The organism is Okeania hirsuta (assembly GCF_003838195.1).
GTDB classification, from domain to species: Bacteria; Cyanobacteriota; Cyanobacteriia; order Cyanobacteriales; family Microcoleaceae; genus Okeania; species Okeania hirsuta.
Genome location: NZ_RCBY01000573.1, coordinates 1 through 1475, shown reverse-complemented (window position 1 = coordinate 1475; position 1475 = coordinate 1). Strand labels below are relative to the sequence as shown.

Annotated in this window: 2 protein-coding genes; one reads left to right on the top strand and one right to left on the bottom strand. The window is 38.1% G+C overall.

All coding sequences use genetic code 11. The annotated features are described in order from the left end of the window. Nucleotides 1-52 precede the first annotated feature (52 nt). Nucleotides 53-604 (bottom strand): Uma2 family endonuclease, encoded by a 552-nt coding sequence (locus tag D5R40_RS32940; RefSeq protein ID WP_124155886.1) that lies wholly within the window; start codon nucleotides 602-604, stop codon nucleotides 53-55. Nucleotides 605-1271: 667 nt separating this feature from the next. On the opposite strand from D5R40_RS32940, the gene D5R40_RS38705 reads away from it, so the two are divergent. Then, nucleotides 1272-1475 (top strand): hypothetical protein (locus D5R40_RS38705; RefSeq protein ID WP_205127849.1); only part of this gene is annotated, 204 nt, incomplete at its 3' end.

Here is a 1475-nt window from a genome sequence, read left to right as displayed (position 1 = left end):
CTGTGGTATGGCTAAGTTCCCTTTCTTAAGTCCAGATTCCGACGAACCAGACTTAGAGTAGATCTCTAACTTTAATCTCTAGATCAAATTCTGAAAGCGTAACGATATCGTCGTTATTATATATTTGACGCATTTTGTAAGTCCCGTCAGCAGGATGAGTATACACTTCAAGTTGCTGTTGGCTAATATTGATTAACCAAAATTCTTTGATCTCATGCTGAGCGTATAATGGTAGTTTTACTTCTAGATCATACGCCAGGGATGTATCAGCCACCTCAATGACAGCAACTGTGTCAGATGGGGTGGGGTGAGCCTTACGATAATAGTCATCTCTATATTGCACAATCGCCAGGTCTGGTTCTGGTTCTGAATACCTAGATAAATGGATAGGATTTTGCACTCTAACGATGGCCTGTTGATATAGCTTAATGGTTAGCAAATCCTTGAGTTTCTCAACAATACTTGCATGATCACTTCCTACTGGACTTATTTCTAAAATTTCTCCATTAATTAGTTCTAGGCTTTGGCCTTGTAAAATGCCAAGTTCACCGATACGGTGATATTCTTCTACAGTTAATAAGCGACGTACTAAAGCTGAAGACATGACAATCTGTTTTAGCTTTATAAAAATTTACTGATTTTAGCACTAGGATGTTTTCTATCTTTCAGCTTCTTCAATAATTGTATAGTAAGTCATAAAATCGCCCAGCGTTTTCTGTTAATCTTAATTATCAACATTCCAGAACCTGGAGTGATCAGAAGGGGGTATTGTTGATATTTCAAAAACCATACTTAACATAAGATTAATTATAGGCTTCATATTCTAATATTTCTTTCTATCCCGAATCAGTCCTCTAAAATCTACAGCAAAACCCAAAATTCAATATTGATCTCAGCGTAATGAATCTCCGCCAAATGCTGGCCTTCTAGTGACAAAAATTTCCATGCTCGCTTAACATCAAGCTGTTGCCATCCTCAGGCCATTCCTACACCAAAACCACGTCGATTACCTGTCAAAAAAAATTTACTCATCCAATTATCCACCAGCTCAATGCTTCCTTGCTAAAATCAGAATTTGCCCTGATAAAATCTTTAGAACGCAACAAAGTCAACATAACCAACTGTTTAACAGCCGATTACAGACTATTTTGCATCATGAACTAATCTGACAGCGCCAGGGATTAGTTACACAAAAGCCATCCGCATGCCAACTCTCTCGAAAATTACAAACCTCTACCCTATTCTATTGGGTATACTATCGCTTTCCAATTATGCTTCTGGCTCAGCAGTATTCTATTTTTGATGTCATTAATTATCAGGAAGTTATAAAGATCAACTTAAGTTTTGATTTAAGCAGTCTGCAGGAAAATCGGCGCAACAAGGATGCCTATCCCGGCTTGCTTAGCTTCACTGATCAAACTGGACAGCTACAAAACTGGCAAGTAGACATGAGTCTTCGCGGAAAATTCCGTAGA

Coding starts and splice junctions, on each gene's coding strand:
- D5R40_RS32940 (WP_124155886.1), bottom strand. CDS start 604: ATGTCTTCAGCTTTAGTACGTCGCTTATTAACTGTAGAAGAATATCAC.